Origin of the sequence: Anabaena sp. CCY 9910 (genome assembly GCF_963920875.1) — a bacterium.
In the GTDB taxonomy this organism is placed as follows: domain Bacteria; phylum Cyanobacteriota; class Cyanobacteriia; order Cyanobacteriales; family Nostocaceae; genus Trichormus; species Trichormus variabilis.
The window spans coordinates 59,251-80,315 of sequence record NZ_CAWUDJ010000013.1 but is presented as its reverse complement, the minus strand read 5'-3'; the positions used below and the strand labels follow the sequence as shown (position 1 = coordinate 80,315).

At 41.7% G+C, this 21,065-nt stretch carries 19 protein-coding genes and 1 tRNA gene; 7 read left to right on the top strand and 13 right to left on the bottom strand.

What is annotated here, in order from left to right; genetic code table 11:
* Positions 1-491: 491 nt before the first annotated feature.
* Positions 492-902: a HetP family heterocyst commitment protein gene (locus ACM5QX_RS12415; protein ID WP_414753774.1), complete on the bottom strand. Its 411-nt coding sequence runs from the start codon at positions 900-902 to the stop codon at positions 492-494.
* A gap of 398 nt (positions 903-1,300) precedes the next feature.
* Positions 1,301-1,453, bottom strand: coding sequence for a hypothetical protein (locus ACM5QX_RS12410; protein ID WP_414753773.1), 153 nt, complete (start codon positions 1,451-1,453; stop codon positions 1,301-1,303).
* 556 nt (positions 1,454-2,009) lie between these two features.
* Here ACM5QX_RS12410 and ACM5QX_RS12405 point away from each other — a divergent pair.
* The 4 genes from ACM5QX_RS12405 (at position 2,010) to ACM5QX_RS12390 (ending at position 7,988) form a co-directional block, all read left to right on the top strand.
* Positions 2,010-2,912, top strand: a complete 903-nt coding sequence (locus ACM5QX_RS12405; RefSeq protein WP_414753772.1) for a cation diffusion facilitator family transporter — start codon at positions 2,010-2,012, stop codon at positions 2,910-2,912.
* A 339-nt stretch (positions 2,913-3,251) separates the two neighbouring features.
* The gene (locus ACM5QX_RS12400) at positions 3,252-5,507 is read left to right on the top strand and encodes an ATP-binding protein (protein WP_414753771.1); all 2,256 of its coding nucleotides are present in this window, start codon (positions 3,252-3,254) and stop codon (positions 5,505-5,507) included.
* 82 nt (positions 5,508-5,589) lie between these two features.
* Positions 5,590-6,045: a response regulator gene (locus ACM5QX_RS12395; protein ID WP_414753770.1), complete on the top strand. Its 456-nt coding sequence runs from the start codon at positions 5,590-5,592 to the stop codon at positions 6,043-6,045.
* Between the two features lie 2 nt (positions 6,046-6,047).
* Entirely contained in the window at positions 6,048-7,988 is a 1,941-nt protein-coding gene (locus ACM5QX_RS12390) for a PAS domain-containing protein (protein WP_414753769.1), read from the top strand.
* A 155-nt stretch (positions 7,989-8,143) separates the two neighbouring features.
* On the opposite strand, the gene ACM5QX_RS12385 is transcribed toward ACM5QX_RS12390, so the two are convergent.
* Together ACM5QX_RS12385 and hisF are read right to left on the bottom strand one after the other, a co-directional pair.
* The gene (locus ACM5QX_RS12385; RefSeq protein ID WP_011317856.1) at positions 8,144-8,335 is read right to left on the bottom strand and encodes a hypothetical protein; all 192 of its coding nucleotides are present in this window, start codon (positions 8,333-8,335) and stop codon (positions 8,144-8,146) included.
* 105 nt (positions 8,336-8,440) lie between these two features.
* Positions 8,441-9,214 (bottom strand): imidazole glycerol phosphate synthase subunit HisF, encoded by a 774-nt coding sequence (gene hisF / locus ACM5QX_RS12380; RefSeq protein ID WP_011317857.1) that lies wholly within the window; start codon positions 9,212-9,214, stop codon positions 8,441-8,443.
* Positions 9,215-9,367: 153 nt separating this feature from the next.
* On the opposite strand from hisF, the gene ruvB reads away from it, so the two are divergent.
* Both ruvB and ACM5QX_RS12370 read left to right on the top strand, forming a co-directional pair.
* Positions 9,368-10,468 carry a Holliday junction branch migration DNA helicase RuvB gene (gene ruvB, locus ACM5QX_RS12375; RefSeq protein WP_414753768.1) on the top strand — a complete coding sequence of 367 codons (1,101 nt, stop codon included), beginning with the start codon at positions 9,368-9,370 and terminating at the stop codon, positions 10,466-10,468.
* Between the two features lie 119 nt (positions 10,469-10,587).
* Positions 10,588-11,394 (top strand): tetratricopeptide repeat protein, encoded by an 807-nt coding sequence (locus ACM5QX_RS12370; RefSeq protein WP_414753818.1) that lies wholly within the window; start codon positions 10,588-10,590, stop codon positions 11,392-11,394.
* 21 nt (positions 11,395-11,415) lie between these two features.
* Here the strand turns inward: ACM5QX_RS12370 and ACM5QX_RS12365 are convergent.
* Both ACM5QX_RS12365 and ACM5QX_RS12360 read right to left on the bottom strand, forming a co-directional pair.
* Positions 11,416-11,489, bottom strand: a tRNA-Val gene (locus tag ACM5QX_RS12365).
* 51 nt (positions 11,490-11,540) lie between these two features.
* The gene (locus tag ACM5QX_RS12360) at positions 11,541-13,037 is read right to left on the bottom strand and encodes a hypothetical protein (RefSeq protein ID WP_414753767.1); all 1,497 of its coding nucleotides are present in this window, start codon (positions 13,035-13,037) and stop codon (positions 11,541-11,543) included.
* 184 nt (positions 13,038-13,221) lie between these two features.
* Here ACM5QX_RS12360 and ACM5QX_RS12355 point away from each other — a divergent pair, with 184 nt between their 5' ends.
* On the top strand, positions 13,222-14,010 hold the full coding sequence (locus ACM5QX_RS12355) for an SDR family NAD(P)-dependent oxidoreductase (RefSeq protein ID WP_414753766.1): 789 nt from the start codon (positions 13,222-13,224) through the stop codon (positions 14,008-14,010).
* A gap of 184 nt (positions 14,011-14,194) precedes the next feature.
* Here the strand turns inward: ACM5QX_RS12355 and ACM5QX_RS12350 are convergent, their stop codons facing one another.
* From ACM5QX_RS12350 to ACM5QX_RS12320, 7 genes are all read right to left on the bottom strand, one after another.
* Positions 14,195-14,974: a photosystem II S4 domain protein gene (locus ACM5QX_RS12350; RefSeq protein WP_190567113.1), complete on the bottom strand. Its 780-nt coding sequence runs from the start codon at positions 14,972-14,974 to the stop codon at positions 14,195-14,197.
* Between the two features lie 112 nt (positions 14,975-15,086).
* On the bottom strand, positions 15,087-15,593 hold the full coding sequence (locus ACM5QX_RS12345; protein WP_011317863.1) for a hypothetical protein: 507 nt from the start codon (positions 15,591-15,593) through the stop codon (positions 15,087-15,089).
* A 152-nt stretch (positions 15,594-15,745) separates the two neighbouring features.
* Positions 15,746-16,123, bottom strand: a complete 378-nt coding sequence (locus ACM5QX_RS12340) for a hypothetical protein (protein ID WP_414753765.1) — start codon at positions 16,121-16,123, stop codon at positions 15,746-15,748.
* A 67-nt stretch (positions 16,124-16,190) separates the two neighbouring features.
* Complete coding sequence (locus ACM5QX_RS12335; RefSeq protein ID WP_414753764.1) at positions 16,191-18,386, bottom strand: TolC family protein; 2,196 nt, start codon at positions 18,384-18,386, stop codon at positions 16,191-16,193.
* 104 nt (positions 18,387-18,490) lie between these two features.
* The gene (kaiC, locus tag ACM5QX_RS12330; protein ID WP_011317866.1) at positions 18,491-20,050 is read right to left on the bottom strand and encodes a circadian clock protein KaiC; all 1,560 of its coding nucleotides are present in this window, start codon (positions 20,048-20,050) and stop codon (positions 18,491-18,493) included.
* A 74-nt stretch (positions 20,051-20,124) separates the two neighbouring features.
* The gene (gene kaiB / locus ACM5QX_RS12325; RefSeq protein WP_011317867.1) at positions 20,125-20,451 is read right to left on the bottom strand and encodes a circadian clock protein KaiB; all 327 of its coding nucleotides are present in this window, start codon (positions 20,449-20,451) and stop codon (positions 20,125-20,127) included.
* 105 nt (positions 20,452-20,556) lie between these two features.
* A complete protein-coding gene (locus tag ACM5QX_RS12320) occupies positions 20,557-20,865 on the bottom strand; it encodes a circadian clock protein KaiA (RefSeq protein ID WP_153228496.1) in 309 nt (102 codons plus the stop codon).
* Positions 20,866-21,065: the final 200 nt, after the last annotated feature.

The window sequence follows — 21,065 nt, the reverse complement described above, 5'->3', positions numbered from 1 at the left end:
TACTCAAAAATATTAGTATGCTGTTTGCTACCACAGGGGGATATCACAGACAAAAGCCCGGTGGTTATGTCCGGGCTTTTGTAAATGCAGTGGGGATATATTCCCCAAAGGTTTTGATATAGAAGTTCTGTATAATTCGCTGTACTGATAGGTAATACCACGGCATTTTTAGCAATTCCGGAAAAATAGCAGAAATTTTTTGTGGTTTCAACGAGGAATATACTGATAGTTTGAGGGCGTAAGATGGTGATAAGCAGAGATTTTGTTGTAATTTACCGCGTTTTTACTGATGAATTATTTATCTGGTAGCTGGCAAGAATGGTTGACTGTATCAGCATATTTGGGTTTGATGGTTGTTGTCATGTGGTTTGTATTTACCACACAGAGGAGATAAAAGAGGGGTGTAAAGGTTTTAAACATTTATACCCCTATACCAGTTCGGCTGACCCCCTTACACCCAAACAACAGAGAACCTGGGTGAGTCCTGCTTTCTATTTATTCCTGCTATACATTACAGCTATTTTTGTTTCTAAGTACCCTGGGATATTTTTCACCTTATCTGGTTCGGAAGTGGTTAAGTAATCAGAAGCATTCGACTGCTTTAAACCCTGAGAGGAAACTTTATTAACTACGCTAGAGTTAGTTACGGAGGAATTGGTACTTATGGATTTTCCGTTATTTAATGAAACAGGTATATTGGCAACTTGTCTATTGTCCTTCATAAGACGGCTATAAGTCCGTTGGGGAATAAAGTGGAGAGGATTGTACCCAACAAAACGTAAAATTAAAACACAAGCCCAAGAATATCTTCCATCAGTAATAGCTTCAATGACTTGATTCAACTGTTCAGTAGTAATTATTTTGTGAAACCGATTTTGGGAAGAATTTATGTGGTAGCTCATAATGTGTTGGAGATATTTATCTAAATATGAAAGTTATAGACTGATTACATCAGTGTTTAGCTGTTTAGGGAACAGAAAAAATAAACTATCCGAAATTGATGGTTTGATAGGGTGCGTCAGTATGAATAATTTCTGAGCATATTTAGGTGCTATCACATTGATGCACCGTACATTTTGGATATGGTATTTTCATGGAAGCTGAATTGAATGAAAACTTTGCTGTCGGTCAGTTCATTTGCGATTAAGATAGCCTTCTTAGCTCCATCCATCTTGCTTTTTAAACCCAGTAGTTGAGTTAAGTAAAATTTTTCAACTATAAGAGTTTAGAAGCACTTACCATGATTTTTTAATCAAAAGATGCTTGTGATAACGATCAGGCCTAGTAATCGTCAAAATAGTTAGCAATTGCCCAAGAAAAGTTTTGCTGACTCGATGGTGTGTAATTTTGTCTGTTCTGGAATGCTGAAGATAGTAATTAAGTGATCAAGAGCATCACTTTGATGATCCCATTGTTGAATTTTGCCGTTGGAAGATTGAAGACTTATTACCATTTCTTAACCCCAGATACTATTTTCACAGACAAAAAATTTATCGCAAAACAGTTACCTAAACTACAGAATACAATTTTCCTACGATTAATTCAGCCAATTTGGCATTTTTTTTGTCCATTTTCCCAGAAAAACGGAGAGTGAGGGAGATGAGGAAGGACTGTTGACTGTGAGGCAGTAGTATTCTTCTCTACCTTCGCGGTAGCGTTGCGTAGCCAAGACAGACGCTGCGCGTTCAATGTCCGGTAGGGAAGACGCTTTGCGTCGTAGGCGGAATGCCGTTAGCGTAGTGGTAGGGACATTAGGAGCATCACTCGGAGGGTTGACTGTTCGCTCTTAATGATAAAAATATGCTGTATTTTTTCAAGCAATTACTACTCTCTACCTATGTTATAACGATTTTAAATTATAATTAATCTCAATAAAATAGATATTAAATTAACGGTAATAGAGATATATAACTCATACGGTGTAAGACTTTGATACATTTGATTGATGTTTAAATATCTACATTAGAAGTAAACTTATAAGTCATAGAACTGGGTGTTTAAAAATATCTATGGCTTACGATAACCGTGCGGCAGTACGCAAAGTTTTACTGATTACCCTACTGCTAAATTTGTTTGTGATGGGGTTAAAAGCAGTTGTAGGGTATTTAACTGGTTCTCTCAGCTTGTTAGCCGATGCGTTGCATAGTGTCACAGATAGCGCCAACAATATTCTGGGATTATTTGCTAGTAACTTTTCTTCTCCATATCCCGATCGCGAACATCCTTACGGACACCACAAATTTGAAGCTGTAGGTGCTTTGGGAATCGCCGCATTTTTAGGAATAGCCTGCTTTGAAATTCTCCAAGGTGCGATTGAGCGCATTCTCAAGGGTGGCGCACCTGTAAGAATTTCGCCGCCTGAGTTGTGGTTGTTGCTGATTGTTTTGGGAGTAAATATTTTTGTGGCGTTCTATGAACGTAATGAGGGTAAGCGGGTAGGTAGTCAAATCTTAATTGCTGATGCGACCCATACTATGAGTGATGTGTGGGTAACAATCTCGGTAATATTTGGTTTGATTGGGGTTTGGCTTGGGTATCAATGGCTAGATATAGTGTTAGCTTTTCCGGTAGCGTTGTTGGTATTTTGGAGTGGTTGGTCAGTTTTAAAAGAGAATTTACCTTGGTTGGTAGATCAAATGGCGATCGCACCAGAAGCCATACACGCGATCGCTGTTGCTGTACCTGGGGTAATTAATTGTCACGATATCGCCTCACGGGGTGTCCTTGGTCGTCAAGTCTTCATGGAAATGCACTTAATAGTCGATGCGCCAGATGTGGAAACTGCTCATCGCATTACCGAAGAGGTTGAAAGACGGCTAGAAGAACGCTTCAGTCCAGTCAGGATTATCATTCACGTCGAACCACCAGCCTATGAGTCTGAGCAAATCAGTTTTGAAACTGGATCGAAATAGAGAATAGGGAAAAAAGGCTGTTGTCATCGCACCTAGCTACGAAAAAATCAAATAGGATGGCGATCGCTTTATTTGATTTAATACAACTACATCTTTATTTATACTTCCACAAACAAAGTCTTACTCCTATATTTAGCATTTTGAATTGAATATAAGCCTACTCATGTATGTAAGTAAAGATAATGAGTAAAGAGATGATTACTCATATCTGCACGAATTGTTATGCTGAGACAGTCAAGTATTTTTGATGAACAAGACTTCAGTATTGTTTGATGCTTCAAGAGAATTGTTACATCAAAAATCAGTCTTGGTACTGATTGTAATCTTAAGGATTGAGAAGTGAACATCAACGATATCACTATTCCCTTTCATGTAGACCTCAGTAACTGTAACAAAGAGCCAATTCATATTCCTGGGTTAATTCAACCTCATGGAGTACTTTTAGCATTACAAGAAGTAGACTTAACGATTCTGCAAGTTAGTAATAATACATTCAATCTCTTAGGAAGACATCCTGAACAGTTACTCAATCAACATTTAAGTTGTTTACTAGAAGCAGAACAAATTAACTTATTACAGGATTGTTTGACGCAAGAAGATTTACAAATAATCAATCCCCTAGAATTTATTATAAAATTCCACAACCAAAGCATTAATTTCGATGTTATTGTCCATCGTTCTAATGGTTTGTTGATTTTAGAATTGGAAGCTAATTTATCAGACAAAAATTATTCATTTTTCCGATTTTATCACCTTGTAAAGCTAGCGATGCTAAAACTCCAAGGTGCGGCAACAACAACAGAAACCAGCCAGATATTAGCTCAAGAAGTCCAAAAGATTACTGGCTTTGACAGAGTGATGGTTTATCGCTTTGATGAACAGTGGAATGGTAAAGTTATTGCCGAAGTAAGACCAGAATATCTTACATCTTATTTAGGTTTACATTATCCAGCATCTGATATTCCCCAACAAGCTAGAAAACTCTATAGCCAAAACTGGCTGAGGCTAATCCCAGATGCTAAATATCAACCAGTACCAATTGTTCCTACTAATCATCCGCTCAATAACCAGCCTTTAGATTTAAGTCGCTCAGTTCTTCGTAGTGTTTCCCCAATACACATTGAATATATGCAGAATATGGGCGTGACAGCTTCTATGTCGATTTCAATCATGAAAAATCAGAAATTATGGGGACTCATTGCTTGCCATCATCAATCACCAAAATACATACCCTATGAAATACGGAGTGCCTGTGAATTTTTAGGACAAATGACTTCTGTAGAAATGAGTGCTAAGGAAGATAGTGAAGATACAGCAGATAAAATTCAAGTGAAGTCTGTGCATAGCAAATTAGTACAATATATGTCGGCGGAAAATGACTTTATTAATGCCTTAATTGACCATCAGCCGAATATACTTGACCTGGTAAACGCACAAGGAGCAGCAGTTTGTTTTAACGGTAATTTTCGTACAGTCGGCCAAGTTCCGCCAATCCCAGATATTCAAGTTCTTGTGGAATGGATGAGCCAAAATATACATGAGGAGATTTTTGCCACAGATTCACTCGCAACAGTTTACCCAGATGCAGAAAAGTCGCGGGAAGTGGCTAGCGGCTTGATAGCACTTTCTATTTCTAGAAGTCAGAAAAACTATGTTTTATGGTTTCGTCCAGAGGTGGTAAGAACTGTAGATTGGGGAGGAAATCCTCATAAACCTGTAGAAGTTATAGCCAATGGTGGAATACGCTTATCACCTCGTAAGTCTTTTGAATTATGGAAAGAAACAGTACTTTTAAAATCACATCCGTGGAAATCTTATGAAGTGAATGCAGCACTAGAGTTAAGAAGTGCAATTATTGGTATAGTGTTGCAAAAAGCAGATGAACTAGCACAGCTAAATATTGAACTGAAACGCAGCAATCAGGAACTAGATGCTTTCGCTTATATCGCTTCTCACGACTTGAAAGAACCATTGCGGGGAATTCATAATTATTCCAACTTTTTAATGGAAGATTATGGCGAAATTATCGATGCACAAGGAAAGGAAAAGTTACTTACCCTGATTCGTCTCACCCAACGGATGGAAGATTTAATCGATTCGCTGCTGCATTTTTCCCGTTTGGGACGGGTTGATTTATCCATGCAGGACACCGACCTCAATGAAATTGTGCATCGCATTCTAGATATGTTAAGTGGGCGAATTGAGGAGACTGGGGTGGAAATTAGGATTGTACAATTACTGCCTGTAGTGTACTGCGATCGCATACAAATCGGCGAAGTCTTCAGTAATCTCATTGCCAACTCCATCAAATACAACGACAAAGCCAACAAATGGATTGAAATTGGCTACATTGACAACCAACCTCTACCACCCACATTTTACGTGCGAGATAATGGCATTGGTATTCGAGAAAAACACTTTGAAGCCATTTTCCGTATCTTCAAACGACTACACAGCCCCAACAAATATGGTGGTGGTACAGGTGCAGGCCTGACCATAGCCAAAAAAATTGTCGAACGACATGGCGGTAAAATTTGGGTGGAGTCAACCTACGGCGAAGGTAGTACCTTCTATTTCACACTGCAAGGTGTGTAGAAACATAACCAATTTCAAATAGCCTACAACTAGGCTGCGCCAATAAAATTCAAAATTTAGAGAACTTTTAAGCACTCCCCAGATGATTGGTAGCAACACCCAACCTTTATTAGTAATTGAAGATAGCGACGAAGATTTTGAGGCTTTGCAGCGAGTCATACAACGAGAAGTTGTCTTAAATCCTGTTTTTCGTTGCACTGATGGTGAAGATGCTTTAGATTTTCTCTACCATACAGGAGCTTATCTCGACCCAGCAACGGCTCCTTGTCCCTCGATTATTTTGCTTGATTTAAATTTACCGGGAACTGATGGGCGAGAAATATTAGCGCAAATTAAACAGGATCATAATCTCAAACATATTCCTGTGATTGTCCTCACAACTTCTTGTAATCCTAAAGATATTGAAATATGTTACCAATATTGCGCCGCTAGTTATATCCTTAAGCCTATAGACATTAACCGTTTAGTTAAAACTATTCAAAGCTTTTTAACTTATTGGTTAGATATTGTGATTCTTCCTGATGCTGTTAGCAATTAGTCATGGCACAACCGCTAACCGTTTTAATTATTGATGATTGTGCTGAAGATCGCCAAGTTTATCGCCGCTATCTCCAGCAAGACCAAGAGCATCACTATACAATTCTGGAACAAGAATCAGGAGAGCAGGCACTGGAATTATGTCGGCAGTTGCAACCTGATGTAATTTTATTAGACTTTTTACTGCCAGACCAAGATGGACTAGAACTTCTGGCTGAATTACAAAAGCTGCTGCAAGGAAGTATGCCAGCTATAGTCATGTTAACGGGTTACGGTAATGAAGCGATCGCCGTACAAGCAATGAAAAGTGGTGTTCATGACTATTTAGTGAAAGAACAAACGACAGCAGAACGTTTGCGTTCCACTCTTCACTCTGCAATTATCCAAACGCGATTACGCCAAGAACTTTCCCGGAGTCAGGAACAATTACACGACAGCCAAAAATTTATTGAACGCATTGCAGAAACCACTCCGGGGATTTTGTACGTTCACGATTTAGTCGAAAAGCGGAATGTTTATATCAATGGTAAGGTTGCTAATTTATTAGGTCATACTCCCCAAACAATTCAAAATTTGGGAAAAGAATTTCTCATTACATTCATGCACCCTGAGGATTTAGTTCAGCTTCCGCAAGTATTTCAGCAGTTTGACTCAGCCAAAGACGGAGACATCATCGAACATGAGTATAGGATGCGACACGCTGATGGTGGATGGTGTTGGTTTTATAGTCGTAATTCTGTGTTCATGAGAAACAGTGATGGTTCACCACGCCAAATAGTCGGTACAGCCTTTGATATCACCGCTCGTAAGCAAGCTGAAGAAGAACTACGCTCTAGCAATGAACGTTTCCGACTAGCAGCCGCCGCCGTGAATTCTCTCATTTATGAATGGGATATAAAAAAAGGTACGGTCACTAGGACGGAGGGATTGACACGGATTTTAGGCTACTCTGTGGAGGAAGCCACCCCAACTATTGAATGGTGGCAAGAGCAAATTCATCCTGACGACCAGGACTTTTTGGTTGAGCAATTCCAAAATCCACCTGTTAATCAAACTCATTATACTTTTGAATATCGCATCCGACACAAAAATAATCAGTATTTATACGTATTAGACCAAGGGTTAATCACCAGGGATGAAAATGGCCAGCCGGTGCGAGTAGTCGGTAGTGCAACCGATATTAGCGATCGCAAACTTGCGGAAGCAGAACGCAACCAACTATTGCAATTAGAAAAATTAGCCCGTGCGGAAGCAGAAGCCGCCAATCAAACGAAAGACGAGTTTGTGGCGATGGTATCTCATGATTTGCGATCGCCATTGAATGCAATTCTCGGCTGGTCACAATTGTTACGAACTCGTCAGCTTGATGAAAGCACATTTACCCGTGCCTTAGAAACCATTGAACGCAACGCGCAATCACAGTCAAAACTTTTGGAGGACTTACTGGATATGTCTCGTATCCTCAGGGGTAAGTTACAGTTGGAGTTTTGCCTAGTGGAGTTACCTGCTATTATCGGCGTAGCAATTGAGACTGCTTATCCCTCAGCCAAAGCTAAAAATATTCATTTAAAGTCGGTGATAGATGAATCAATTCCACTGATTCCTGGTGATATCAATCGCTTGTTACAAGTTTTAGGCAATCTGCTTTCAAATGCGATTAAATTCACACCTCCAGAGGGACAGATCACAGTCCAACTATCATACACAGACTCTGAAGCTCACATCACAGTGATTGATACAGGTATTGGGATTAAGCCAGAATTTTTACCCTACGTTTTTGAGCGCTACCGTCAAGCGGACTGTCAACATAAACAACACGGTTTGGGTTTAGGGTTAGCGATCGCCCGTTATCTCATAGAATTACACGACGGGGCGATTCATGTGAATAGCCTGGGTGAGGGACAAGGAACTACTTTCACTATTAAATTACCATTGCACCAATAATGTTTGTGGAGGTTAGGAATGATAAAAGCTTCCTACTATTGTGCTGAGGCAGTGATTAGTTAGATTTTATTTGTCAGTCCCTCAATCCTCACAAGTTCCTCAAGTTTAACCAATATTATAAATAGGATTTCATTATACTTGCTCTTGGTTACTGATTACTTAACTTGTAACAGATAGCTCATACAATGCCCCATGAGAAAGTAGACTACTAACATAGCCGCAGCAGCCAGCGCCACTAATGTCCCTGCCAACATAAGAGAGAATTCCTTATTCTCCACAGCCTTCTCCATTAGGTGCAGCGACCATGCCACCAAGGCTACATCAAATAATAAAATAGGAATCAACATATTTTTTAATATTTATTAATACTTGTAAATCAATCTTAACATCCTTTTCGAGAACTGTACCCGACTTGTGCTAGACGTAATGTAAATTCCATGATGTCTTTAGAACTATGCGTATAAGCGGACTGGAACTTGGCAATCACGCAAATAATTCTTAATTTCAGCCACGCTGAGTTGACCGTAATGTAGCAGAGATGCCAATAAAGCAGCTTCCGCTTTCCCTTCAGTTAAAGCAGTGTATATATGTTCACAGTTACCCGCACCACCAGAAGCAATAACTGGTATTTCTACAGACTCAGCAATTGCCCGTGTTAACTCTAGATCGTAACCAGCTTGAGTACCATCAGCATCCATACTCGTTACCAAGAGTTCACCTGCACCGCGCTTTTCAACTTCTTTCGCCCATGATAAGGCATCCAAACCAGTGTTTTCTCTACCACCACGCACGTAAACATCCCAGCCGGGATTACTGGGATCTACTCTACGTCTAGCATCAATCGCTACAACGATGCACTGATTACCAAAGCGATCGCTCGCCCGATCAATCAATTCTGGGTCACGTACCGCCGCAGAGTTAATACTAACCTTGTCTGCCCCAGCGCGTAACAAAGCTTTAACATTTTCTAAGGATTGAATACCACCACCTACAGTCAGGGGAATAAAGACCTGCTCGGCAGTCCGGTAAACAACGTCAATGATAGTATCCCGGTCTTCATGAGTAGCCGTAATATCCAGAAACACTAACTCATCAGCCCCAGCATCGTTGTAAACCTTTGCCAGTTCTACCGGATCGCCAGCATCCTTGAGATCAACAAAGTTAACTCCTTTAACTACCCGTCCCGCCTTCACATCTAAACAAGGTAAGATTCTTTTAGATAACATAATAATTTTTTACTCCTGGGTAATTGTCCGGAATTTAAATTTTAAATTGACCTGTGTATTTTCTCACCAAAATCTTCGCCACCATTTCTACTACCAGTATTACGGCGAAGAATTAACGCAAACAGTCCTAAACTTAGAGTTGCAAGCTGAATTATGGCGATCATCTCCTCAAAAAAACAGCCCCCAGAACCCAACGGACAACCAAACAAGCGCCCGGAGTCAGCAGCACCCATACCTAAAGAGAAGGTTTTGCAACCTGAAGCTGCTATTGATGAGCAAGGTAAGCAAGAAGAAAGTATCAGACCACAAAGATTTGCCGACTACATTGGGCAGAAAGACCTGAAAGACGTGCTGGACATTGCCATCAAAGCAGCCAAGTCGCGGGGTGAAGTTTTGGATCACTTGCTACTGTATGGCCCGCCAGGATTGGGTAAAACAACAATGGCAATGATATTAGCTTCGGAAATGGGAGTCAATTACAAAATCACTAGTGCGCCCGCCTTAGAACGTCCCAGAGATATTGTCGGGCTACTAGTGAACCTCAAACCCGGTGATATTTTATTTATTGATGAAATCCATCGACTTTCGCGGATGACCGAAGAAATCCTCTATCCGGCAATGGAAGATTACCGCTTAGATATCACCGTGGGTAAAGGTTCCAGCGCCCGGATTCGGAGTATACCTTTGTCCAAGTTTACCTTAGTGGGGGCAACAACCCGCGTAGGTGCATTAACTTCACCATTGCGCGATCGCTTCGGCTTAATTCAAAAACTGCGCTTTTACGAAGTTGACGAACTCAGCCAAATAGTCCTGCGGAGCGCTCAGTTACTCCAAACCCAAGTTACCGACGACGGAGCCACAGAAATCGCCCGTCGTTCACGGGGAACACCACGTATCGCCAATCGCTTACTTAAACGTGTCCGCGATTATGCACAGGTAAAATCCTGCACAGAAGTTAGCCAAAATATTGCTGCCGAAGCACTACAGCTATTTCAAGTAGACCCATGCGGACTCGATTGGACAGACCGTCGAATGCTCAGTGTGATTATCGAGCAGTTTAACGGTGGCCCCGTAGGTTTAGAAACAATTGCCGCAGCTACCGGAGAAGATACCCAAACAATAGAAGAAGTATACGAACCTTACCTGATGCAAATTGGCTATCTCAGTCGGACTCCCCGTGGTCGCACAGCCACCAAAGCCGCCTATAAACACATGGGCTTCACACCACCAAATGAGCAGCTATCTTTACTTTAATGATTGGTAATGGGTAATGGGTAATCGGTAATTGGTCAATCGTTTTACACTACCCAATCCCCAATCCCCAGTCCCCAGTCCCCAATCCCCAATCCCATAGCCCCAACTCAACCCAGATGATAATTAAGTTAATTAGTGTTGTTCTCAGCTTATTAGTTTTGTTTGGCTGGGGTACACCAGTCATGGCACAATCTCCGCAACCATCGATTACTCAGGAACAAATAGCACAAGGGGAGGAATGGAAAAATCAGGCATTTAAGGCCACAAATAAAGGTGATTTTGTCACCGCAGAAAAGTATTGGACAAAAATTATTGATAATTTCCCTACTAATGCTGGGGCTTGGAGTAATCGCGGCAATTCGCGGGTGAGTCAGAATAAGTTACAAGCAGCGCTGACAGATTTCAACAAAGCTATAGAATTAGCCCCGAATGTTACCGACCCGTATTTAAATCGGGGTACAGCATTAGAAGGCTTAGGGAAATGGTCTGAAGCGATCGCCGATTATAATCATGTCCTAGACCTCGACCCTAACGATGCAATGGCCTATAACAATCGGGGTAATGCTAAAGCAGGTTTAGGGCAATGGTCGGAAGCGATCGCCGATTACCAAAAATCCTTTGAAATTGCTCCCAACTTTGCCTTCGCCCGTGCTAACTACGCCATTGCCCTTTATGAAACTGGGCAAAAAGATGAGGCAATCCGGGAGATGCGTAATATTGTTCGTAAATACCCCAACTTCGCAGATGTCCGCGCCGCCCTAACAGCTATTTACTGGGTAAACGGACAACAAGGTGAAGCTGAAAGCAACTGGGTTGCGGCTTATGGTTTAGATACCCGATATAAAGATATGAACTGGGTAAAAAATATCCGTCGCTGGCCGCCTAGTATGGTGTCAGCCTTAGATAAGTTTTTGCAAATCAAATAAAGTATTTTTGCCTTAAAAAAATGGACGTAACTGGATTCGAACCAGTGACCTCTACGATGTCAACGTAGCGCTCTAACCAACTGAGCTATACGTCCTTAACCACACGATTTATAACAGTAACACACATTTCCTATAAAAGCAAAGTTTTATTGTTTCAGTCGCTGCTGTGCCAAAGCTATTAGTCTTTGCCCTTCAGGGTAGGCTGTTGTTCCAGGCTTAATAGTGTTGAGCTGATTGATAATCCCTTGTATTTGACCTTGGAACTGTTGCGGGTCGGAGGGAGGAGCCGCAATCAAACTTTGAATTTGTTCATTAGCTTGTTTCAGTGATGACTGCGACTCAGTTTCAGCTTGCAGTCGAGTTTCGATAATTCCTAAGTTGGTTTGGTAACTTGCTAATAACTTCTGCGCTTCCACATAACCGGGTTCTTCTACGCGCACATTTTGTAATTGCTCAATTGCTGTTGACCACAGTTTAGCAATTTGCTTCCATTTTGTTTCTGTATGTGGTGGGTTTTGGGAGGCTTGAGCCGCAGCCAAGGCGAATTGTTTGGCTCCCTCAATTAATTTGCCACTTTTAGGATCAACAATGCCCTGAATTTTGCCCTGGTAAATTGCCAATAACTTTTGTGCTTCCAAGTATCTAGGGTTTTCCAAGGGAACCTGGTTAATGCGGTTCATGGCTTGTTGCCATAATTCCGAGGCTGTTTGTGGCTGTGTTTGTTTGATTTTCTCGGCGGCGAGATCAAATTCTTGAGCCGCAACAATAAAACTACCAATTCGAGCGTTGTCAAAATCCCGTGTGTAGGCTCTTAGCTTCGCTTTTGCGGTTTTTGCAGCTAATGTTTGCGAGGGAATTTCTTCTAACTGGTCGATTCCTGCTTGCCAAGAGGCGATCGCCTGTTCTCTATCTTTGCTATTAGCCGCTTGTTCATATTGTTTTTTCGCCAATTCTATGGCTAGTTCACCTTGATTAAGTGGTGTTAAAGCATTCTTGTCTTGGAAAACAACAGCACTAATTCGTGCAGTCCGTTGACGAGCTGCTTCAAACTCATCTAAAGTAAATCGCCAACTGCAACCAAACAAACTACAGTAAGCCTGGGGATAATATCCAAGAAACCAAACTGGTAGATTATCTAGATGTTTTTGTGCTTCTTGAACCTTTTTTGCGCCCTCCTCAATATCAAATGAACTAGTAGCTTTATTAATTAACTGGTCAGCTTGCTCCAGATTTTGAATTACTCCCCGATAGTGATAGTCCATACTCATATAGCTGGGTAACAGTAGGATTGGTACTGTTCTCGCCACAGGCCAGCGAATCATGGGATAAGGTAAATTCACTAGCCAGACAATCCCCGCCGAACTACCCACGAGAATTACTGTCCATTTGATTTTGGTAAAAAGTCCAGGCGCTTGATTTGCTTTTGCAGCTTGCTTGAGGACTTTCTCACTGAATTGCGGATATATGTCCAAAAATATATCCCGTAACTCGTCTATCTGAGCAGGAGAGCCTGTTTCTAAACGCAATTTCTCTAATCGTTTAATTACTATTTCCCGTTCAATCTTACTAACTTGGTCATTACCACTACATTTTTCCACTTCTGCTAGCAATAGTTTCCAGGCTCTTTGATTGAGGCGATACATAGAGATAAAGTATAATTTATGATACTAGTATTCCCATCATCACCCAAAAAACTTAACTGGCAGAAATAAGACAGCGTGTCATCAGGTCAATAATCTACGGTACTGGATTTTTACAAATGACTAAAGACCATAAGATATATTGTTAAAATTTATAAGTAGCATAAGAAAATACTTATTATCTCAAATGCCAACTGCTTTAATTACGGGTGCTTCTGGCGGTATAGGTAAAGCCTTTGCTCAAGAATTAGCGGCGCGTCGGAGCAATCTTGTGCTTGTAGCGCGATCGCAAGATAAGTTACATCAATTAGCTCAAGAATTACAACAGCAACACAAAATTCAAGTAGATGTAATCGCTAAAGACTTAACAGAAACAGATGCAGTCGCGGATGTATTTGATATCACCAAAAGCAAGGGACTGACGATTGATTGTTTAATTAACAATGCTGGGTTCGGCGATTATGGTGAATTTGCCCAAAGCGATCGCACAAAACAAATTAAAATTGTCCAGTTAAACGTTTTAGCATTGGTAGATTTAACCCATAGATTCTTGCCTTTAATGCGTCAAAGCCGTTCGGGAAGCATTATTAACGTCGCTTCTATTGCAGGCTTTCAACCGATACCTTATCTTTCCGTTTATGCCGCAAGTAAGGCTTTTATTGTGAGTTTTAGTGAAGCTTTATGGGCAGAAAATCGCCAATATGGTGTTCGTGTTTTAGTTACTTGTCCAGGGCCAACAGAAACTGACTTTTTTACTGAGGCTAATTTTCCCCAAGCTTTGGCGGAAACCACAAATAAGGTAATGAGTTCTGAAGAAGTTGTCTTGAAATCACTCAAAGCCTTGGAAAACTGGGAACCAACGGTAATTATCAGTGATACTAGTACCCAACTTAGAAGCAATGTGGCTCGACTTGTACCACGCAAAACTTTGCTTAGTCTTTTAGCTAAACACTTTAAAGCTTATACCGGTTCTTGATGGAGATGCACTTTATTCTGTACTGTAGAGACGTTGCATGCAACGTCTCTACATCATCTATTGGGCGCAAATTTATAGAGAATTAGTATTAGTTCTCGGATATAGCTGTCGCCAGTAGTGTTAGCACCCCACCAAACCATCAATTGCGGTTAATTTTTTATTTTGTCAACTGTCAACTCTCAACTTACATATATCTAGTCAGTTGGACACGATAACGTTCTTTTTTCGTTACGGCAATTTCTCCAACTTCTAAGCGTCCTTTACCGCGAATAGCGATTAAGTCACCTGATTTTACTTGGGAACTGGCTTGGGTGACTTCTTTCCAATTGACACGGACATCACCCGAATCAATCAAGTCTACCATCTTACTGCGAGACATCCCAAAACCAGCAGAGGCGATCGCATCTAACCGCAAAGAAGCTTCCACTGTCGTCAATTCTTTCTTCTTCGGTTCCCGAACTTTTAACTCAGCTAGCTCAATGGGTTGGGTTTTCACAGGAACAGAACGCACCTGATTAAGATGAATTTGCAAAAATTCTGCTAACTCTGGAACAACAATGGCTTGCGCTCCCCGTTCACCCAAAACAATAATATCGCCAGTTTTCTCCCTGACAATCCCCGTTCCCAGCATTGCGCCTAAAAAATCGCGGTGAGTCGCCGAGTCAAATAGGAAATTACCTGCAATTTCTAGCACTACCAAACTAACTTGAGATTGATCTAAGGGTAACTCAGCACGGGCGATCGCTAATCTTTGGCGTTCTGCTTGCGGATATCCACCCCAGGCCACCAACTGCACGTCTGTTAACCGACTAAACACCCGTTGAATCTCTGCCAACTCCGGCGGAGACAAAAAATCTGTCACAACCACTTCCCAAGTCTTAATAGCTTGCTCTGCTTGGTCAATTACACGAGCTACACTATCTCGATTTTCCACACCCTTTAAAAGTTCTTCTCGTGGCAGCATTTTTATATAGTCGGTTGTCAGTTGTCGGTTGTCAGTTGTCAGTTGTCGGTTGTTATCGTTCGATACTTGCCTAATCCCAGTCCCCAATCCCCAGTCCCCAATCCCCAACTCCTCACACAGGACTTGTATCAGCGTAACCTTGGATATTTTCTGGCTCAAACTGGCGCAATATTCGGGTTGCTTGGCGAGACAGCGTTTCCGAACCTTGAACTACAATCAAGTATTTACCTGCATCTAAGCGATTACGGTAAGGTAAAGCATCACCACCACCAATAATTAAGCCTACTCCTCCGCCAACAACTACACTACCCATAGCACCACTAGCAGCGCCTAAAATACCGCCTACAACGTGATTACCAATTTCACCCGCCCAGGCGAAGGTATTCAAACCAGTGATGTAGCTAAAGGTAAAACCGGCAAAAAAGCCGAATGGTACTAACCAATATGCCATTAGCTTCACTTGCTTTTTAGCTTGGAGATTGGGATCAATCAAGCCAAACTCATCAGCAGTTTTATACCCTCTACCCAAGATCGTGCTATTAATACCTTCTCGTTCTAAGGCTAAGTAAGCAGCTTCTGCTTGGATGCGATCTGGTAATACGGCTACAAGGTAATTCATTGATAGAAAAATTTGTCTGATAAAAATTTTGCCCTAATTAACAGGTTATCAGTCATTGTTCCATCAATGCAGACAGTGAGGAGATGAGGCAGAGGAGCAGGGGAGAAAAATTTACCCAATCCCCAGTCCCCAGTCCCCAATCCCCTACCTCCTCACTTAAGCGCATCTAAAGGCTCACAAAAGTCATCGACACCTTGCTTGAGAATATATATCAAAACTGGTGTTGCCAAAATATTCGGGAAGGTGGGCATGGTTTTGAGATGAGCCATCATCTCGATAATTGAGCCGTTAAGCAAGGAACTACGGAATTCTGGCTCACAAATAACAGCACGCCACTTTCTTGCCAGAGCATCTAGCCATTCGGCGTTAGCTCGTTCTGGTTCTTGTCCTGCTTTGATGGCTAGTGTCATCGCCGCATCTTCTAAATCTCCTTCGCAGTCCTCAATTAAGTCCAAAGCCTCCATTGCTCCCAGATCATCTGCCAATTGAGAGCGAAACAATGCTATTTCTTGTGATGTAACTGTTGTCATGAGTAAATAATCAGTAGTCCATAGTCCATAGTTTATAGGTTATGGTTAGTTGACGGTTGACTACCGACTACTGACTACTAATTAATGCTCTAGAAGTAACAGCACGTTGTAGTTCGGCTAAGGCACGATTGTAATCGAGAATTGCCGTGATTCTGTTACCCTCAGCCTGTGTTAAGTCATTTTCTGAGTTAATCACATCTGTTTGAGTACCTACACCAGCTTGGAAACGCAACCGCGCTAGACGCAGTGCTTCTCTAGCCTGTTCTAGGGCAACATTGGCAGTTTGCACGTTTTCTAGGTTGGAGCGTTGGTTGGTAAAGGCCTGCTCTACTTGGAAGCGGACTTGGTCTCGCTGGCTAGCAAATCGAGTTTCGGCGATCGCAATATTAGCTCTAGCTTGGGATGCTCTGGCTCTAGCGGCTCCACCGTCATACAAGTTTAAGGTTGCTCTCACTCCGACAGAATAACCGTCAGTCAGACCGACACCATCATCAAACTGATCCAGTAAGTTGTAGTTAGCAACGAAGCTGACTTGTGGCCCCAAGGTTGCTAATGCTTGCCGACGTTGTTGCTCGCTGATGTTTCTTTGTGCCAATTGCTGATGCAATTCGGGACGGTTTTGATAAGCGAGGATGATGCTTTGTTCTAGGGATTGGTTCCACAGTCCTGCTAATTGTACAGGGTCGGCAGCGCTGATATTTACCGCCTGAGGAATGCTTAACAGGGTTGCTAGTTGACGGCGAGTGGTTTGTTGCCGAGATAGGTTATTGGTTAGCTGTTGGGTATTATTAGCTAAGTTTACTTGCGATCGCAGTACATCAAATCTGGTACCCACCCCAGCCCTTTCTAAGGCTTCCGCATCTCGCAAGCTAGCTTGGGCATTTTCTACCGCCGACCGAGCAATACGGACTTGTTCATCTGCCTGTTGCAAGTCGTAATATGCTCTAGTCACGCTCAAGCGAATTTCTTCTGACTGGCGCTCTACATCCAATTCATTAAAACGTACCTGTTCCTCAGCTTCTTGAATAGCAGCTTTCCTTCTCCCAGAAGTATAAAGGTCGTAGGATAATTGTGCTTGGCTATTAAAGGCTGTACCAGGTTCATCGTTGTTGCCAACTCCCCCCTGTTTACTAATCAGTTCGTTCTGGAGTTGACCGCCTGCAGACTGACTGCGGGTAACATCACTACTGACAGATAAGTTGGGTAATAAAGCTGCCTGTGCTTCTCGTAGCAGGGCTTGAGTGCGTTGCAGTTCCAACAGAGAAACTTGTAAATCCCGATTGCTCCGCCGTGCCAGTTCCAGCGCCTGAGTCAAGGTAATCGGCTGATTCTCCTTGAGTGTCACTTCTTCTGGTTTGGTGGGAAATTGCAGAGGATTGGCATTGGGAATCAGGTTTGGTGGCACTTCTACAGCACCTACAGGTGCTTGAGTCTCTACTGGCGCTGATTCCGTCTGGACAGGTGCAACTCTTGGTGACTGAGTATCTGCTGGTACTGATTCCGTCTGGACAGGAGTAGCTGTCGGCGCTTGAATATCTACTATGGTTGATTCTTCCGGTACAGGAGCAGCAGTAGGGTCTTGTGTAGTATTACCCTGAGCTATCTGCTGTCCGGTTAGCTTGGTGAGTTGACAAGTTTGTGGTGAGCAACTGCTGATATTTAGGAGTTTTGCTGCGCCGACGTGATTTGCTGTTGCCTGTAAAACCATTGGTAACTGGGTTTGCAGTTTTTTCTGTGGCGCAGGATTTTGTATATAAGACGGAGAAAAAGTTTGTTGTTCAGCCAGCAGCGTAGTAGAGGTAGCAGAAGCTACTTTTGTTACTAACTTCGGTTTAGTAATCCCTGAGTTAATTTGTTTTTGTTGGCTGGGAAAACGCTTTTGTTTTAGCCTTTGAGAAAGAGTCAGTTTAGATTTGAGAGGGAAATTTTTAACTTCATCTTTTCGGGATTTTTGTTCTCTATCGATACCAGTATTTTCTGTCAAGATTACTGGGTGACTGTGACTACTGGAAAATTGTAATTTTGGTGTAGTCACACCAGAAGTGGGAATGATGTCTGGAAAAATCTGGACTGTAGCATTAGGCAGTTGTGTCTGATTTTTGTCTACTAGCAAAGTTTGACTATTTTGAGTAGTCACAACACTAGAAGAAGGCACAAGTTGTACACTACTTACTTTCATTGCTTCAGCCACAGCTGGCTGAGTCGTCAATACTGCTGCTGTTACACCAGGCAAGAAACTATAGAATAAGTGTTGTCCTTTCACCGCATCCCCTCACACGAAAATTGATCTGGCGGCAGAAAACTTTTCTTCACCACAGAATATAGCACGATACTAAATTTAAAGAGGAATATAGTACGATACCAAATTTAGGAATCGGAACCCTGTTTGTCTTCAAAACGTCGGACTATCCGAGAAAGTTCCGCTTTCTCGTCAATACTAACGCGGGTTGGAGAGCCACTGACAATTCTTTCGTAGTTACGGAAAGAATCTTGAATTTCTGGACCATCTGCCGTGATATTATATTCTCTAATTCCTTTGTCGTGCCAGGAACCTCTCATCTTAAATACGTTAATTGCCCTTGACATTTCCCCACGAATCTCTACGTACTGTAGCATTAAGATTGTGTCGGTAATTGTAGAGATGTGAGAGTCGGTTATGGAATGAGATCCCATAAATTGGTCAGTTGTGTTAGTAAAGAAGCCCGTAATTTCTTCTTGTTTGGCATAACCTGTGACACCAATAACAAACTGCCGGAAAGCATTATTACTTACACCTCTAGCTAGTGCTGACAGGGAATCAATAGCAATTCTTGCTGGTTTAAAATAGGCAATTTCCGACTTAATAATTTGCAGGTGGTCTTCTAATCCAGTTGATTCTGGGTAGGTACAAATAATCTTCAGTAAACCTTGGCTTTCTAATTCTTCAAAATCAATACCCCAAGAATAAGCATTCCGAGATAGTTGAGCGCGTGATTCTTCATAAGCGAATAATATTGCTCGCTCGTTGTTGACGCAGCCATTTTGTAAGAATTTACTCACTAACAAGGTTTTACCTGTACCAGTAGCCCCTGTGGCTAAAATAATTGAGTCTTTAAAGAACCCACCACCGCACATTCCATCTAGAGTTTTGACACCAGAAGAAACCCGGACATTAGAAGACCTTTGAGTCAAGCGCATTGCTCCTAATGGGAAAATGTTCACACCATCATTGGTAATTGTGAAAGGATACTCACCTTTCATGTGAGTTGTACCACGCAATTTCAATATTTCAATGGTGCGGCGGCGACGTTCTCCTTCTAAAACGTTACGGGCTATGACCACGTTATCGGATACAAATTCCTCTACACCAAAGGAGGCTACTGGCCCATATTCTTCGCTGCGTTCGGTGGTAATTATTGTAGTGACATTGAGTTGTTTGAGACGCGCTACTAGGCGAAAAATCTCTCGACGCACAACCCCCACTGCTTCATACTGCTGGAATACGGCGGTGATGGAGTCGATGGATACTCGTTTGGCCTTGTATTTACGAATTGCATATTGCAAGCGCTCAATTAATGCGGAAAGATCAAAGTTGCCAACGATATCTTGGCCTTCTGGGTCTGGAGATGCGTCCAGAATAAATAATTTACCCTCATTAATTAGGCGTTGTAAGTTCCAGCCAAAAATATGGGCATTTTTGATGATGTCGCTGGGCGATTCTTCAAAGGTGACAAATACTCCTGGTTCATCAAAGAAGCTAATACCGTTAAAGAGAAACTGTAGAGATAATAAAGTTTTGCCTGTTCCAGAGGTTCCACTGACTAACGTAGTTCTACCAACAGGTAAACCGCCATGACTAATATCGTCAAAGCCTTCAATCATTGTGCGAATTTTTTCTACACCATTACCAGATGTATTTTGTTGTTCCGGCTGCTCTTTCTCACTCATCGTTTGCTAATAATGGGGTGCTATCCCCAGTTTTTATATGACTAAAGTTGGTAAATTATTTTTAACACCAAAGATTAAAGACTACTTTGTGCTTCCCAATCTTCTTCTGTTAGTTCTTCATACAACAAATCTAAACCAATCAGAACTCTTTCACGGTCTGAAAGATCACCAATGATTTTGCGGACTGGTGGGGGTAAAATCTTTGATAATGTTGGGGTGGCTAATATTTTATCTTCTTCTGCTAATTGTGGATTTTTCAGCACATCAATTACTTTTAGGGCATAAATACCTTGAAACTCCTGTTCTAAAATATTTTTGAGTGTTTTTAACGCCCTGACTGAGTTCGGTGTATTGCCTGCTACGTAAAGCTTGAGGACGTATGTCTTTCTGGCTTTATTCATAAAGGTAGATGATAGAAGTAAGCATTTCAATATAAGGTATCTTCATGAATTTTGTAGTCAGTTATGTTTCTTTTTTGTGACTACTTATGGTGTAAGGAAATTCTATTATTTAAAGATTGCCCCTCTATAGGCTTCACAAAGATGAGCCAGGATATCTATCAGGGTGAGGCGATAATCCATTAAAGTTTCATCACCTCTGCCCTCTAGTCGTAGTTGTTTAGAAAATTCATCAATTAGTTCCATATGAATTTCAATAATTTCTGGCACAGGAATATTAGCACAAAATACTGCATTGATAAATTTATCAATTTTTTCTTTTAATGCTTTGTCTGTAGTAAAGTAACTTAAAAGAATCTGGCGATAATCTGATTTGAGTTGCTGCAATAATACTTGCTGATCAACTTCTTGAGTCATGTGCTGACAAACCTACTGTGCTTGTTGCTTTTGGCATACGAATAAGGAGATTTACTGAAAAGATTTCCGTTAGTCTCTGGTTTTGACCATCTCAGTAAGTGATAGGTTTTTGTACTGATGGCAGCAAATAGAGACGAGAGGGATGGGGAAATGTTTGTAGACCACCTTAAAATCCACGGCCATGTGCGTAATACTGCACC